2 protein-coding genes are annotated in these 2,117 nt (G+C 76.5%); both read right to left on the reverse strand.

Annotated features, from left to right (window positions below):
* Positions 1–868: SCO3242 family prenyltransferase (locus tag EAD89_RS30080; protein ID WP_121678037.1), on the reverse strand; the 868-nt coding region annotated here is incomplete at its 3' end.
* Positions 865–2,019 (reverse strand): inositol-3-phosphate synthase, encoded by a 1,155-nt coding sequence (locus tag EAD89_RS30085; protein WP_121678038.1) that lies wholly within the window; start codon positions 2,017–2,019, stop codon positions 865–867. The genes EAD89_RS30085 and EAD89_RS30080, both read right to left, overlap by 4 nt.
* Positions 2,020–2,117 lie beyond the last annotated feature (98 nt).

Consider the following 2,117-nt stretch of genomic DNA (forward strand, 5'->3'; position numbering starts at 1 on the left):
ATGTCGGGGAGACCTTCCGCGCCAGCCGCCGGCCCAGCGGCGCCGCCGCCGCGACGGCCAGTCCGAGCAGGCCGGCTCCGCCGCGAGCGGTGAGCGCCCCCTGCAGGGCGGGCAGGCCGGTGATCCCCGCGCCAACCGCGGCGCGCACCCGCCCGGCCGACGGGTCCCGGACCACCTGGGCCTGGGCCGCGCCGTAGCGGGCGGCGTACCAGCCGGACAGGATCGCGGGCAGCGCGGCGGCGAGCCCGACCGACCGCGCGCCCGGGGCGGCGACGGCGGCGCTGGTGGCGACCACGGCGGTGCCGGCTAGCGTGCGCAGGGGCAGGGCGGCATCGGCGCCGGTGACCTCGCGGCGGGACAGCGCGGTCACCGTCCAGGTGTGCGCGGCGACGGTCGCCGCCGCCGGCAGCGCCCGGGCCACCCGACCAGAGGACGCGCCGAGCAGCACATCCAGCCCCCGGCAGGCGGCCATCACGGCCGGCCCGGCCGCGGTGTTCTTGGCCAGCAGGTCGTACCCCCAGATGCTGGCCGCCAGCGGCACGGCGAGGGCGGCGGCGCGGCGACCGCCCACGGCGGCGGCGAGGCCCAGGCCGGCGGCGGTGAGGCCGGCCGCGAGACCGAACGCGGCGGCCGGGGCGACGCGGCCGCTGGGGATGGGCCGCTCGGGCCGCTCGACGGCGTCCAGCCGCCGGTCGGCCCAGTCGTTGGCCGCCATCCCGGCCCAGTAGAGCAGCACCGAGGCGCCGGCCAGGGCCGGGGTACGCCGACTCAGCGCACCGGCCGCCGCCGCGCCGGCGACCACGTCGCCGGGGACCGAGAGCGCGGCCGGCGCCCGGACCAGCTCGGCGAGGTCAGCCAACGTTGTCATGAGGCACCGTCCCGGCCGGCGTGCAGCGCACGGGTGAAGTCCCCCAGCCGGGCCCACTGCTCGCCCAGCGAGTGGGTGGGCGTGCCGAGCGGGTCCTTGAAGAAGAAGCCCAACTCGGTCAGCGGCCCGACGTGCCCGGCGGCGTGCGCGGCGGCGGTGAGCCGGGCCAGGTCGAGCACCAGCGGCGCGGCCAGCGCGGAGTCGCAGCCGTGCCAGGTGAACTCCATCCGCATCCCGGTGCCGAGGAAGCCGGCGAAGGTGATCAGATCCCAGGCGGTCTTGAAGTCGCCCAGCTCCTCGACGTACTCGATCCGGGTGCCGCCCTGGGGCAGGTAGCCCAGCGTCTCGCCCAGCACCCGCTGCTTGCTCTGCACCTTGGCCGCGTTGGCGGCCGGGTCGGCGAGGGTGGCGCCGTCGCCGCCGCCGAGCAGGTTGACGCCCGACCAGGAGCGCACGGCCAGGTTCCGCATCGCGAACATCGGCGCGAGCACCGACTTGACCAGGGTCTCCCCGGTCTTGCCGTCGTGCCCGGCGTACGGCAGCCGGACCTGCTCGGCCAGCGCGGTCAGCGCCGGCAGCCGCAGCCCGGTGGACGGGGTGAAGTCGACGTACGGGCAGCCGGCCAGCAGCGCCGCGTACGCGTACAGGGAGCTGGACGGCAGCACCTCGTCGGGGCCGGCGAGGGCGGCGCGCAGCGCGTCCGGGTCGGCGTGCCCGGGGTGCGGTGCGGGTGCCGGTTCGGTGGCGGAGACGTTGACGACCACCACCCGGTCCAGCGCGTGCCGCTCCCGGAAGGCGGTGAGGTCGCGGACCACGGCGGCGGCCCGGTCGGCCTGGGTGGCGCCGACCGGCGCGGGGCGCAGCTCCTGCTCGACGGCGGTCAGCTCGTCGGGGAGCGCGGCGACCAGCCGACCGGGGATGACGCCGCTGTCGGCCAACGCCTCGGCCCGCTTGCACAGCGGGGTGGTGGCCAGGTCGTGCCCGCCGAAGACCAGATCGGCGAAGGACGGCAGGGCGGGGCCGCGTAGCTCCGGCAGCTCGGTGACGCAGCCGGTCGGCCCGGCCAGGCCGGCCCGCAGCGCGAGCCCTCCGACGATGCTGGTGGTCGCGACGGAACCGCGCGCACCCACCAACCAGACACCCGTTCGCATGGTGCTCCTTCCCGTTCAGGAGGAACCCTCGTAGAACTAAATATAGGAATATCAGAATATTTCTAGGAAAGATACACCCTGGGTGGATGGGCCCCGCC

It is taken from the genome of Micromonospora sp. BL4 (genome assembly GCF_003667505.1).
GTDB lineage: Bacteria > Actinomycetota > Actinomycetes > Mycobacteriales > Micromonosporaceae > Micromonospora.

Bases quoted from the DNA above. Each gene is read 5' to 3' on its own strand.
- EAD89_RS30085 (WP_121678038.1), bottom strand. From the start codon at position 2,019: ATGCGAACGGGTGTCTGGTTGGTGGGTGCGCGCGGTTCCGTCGCGACC.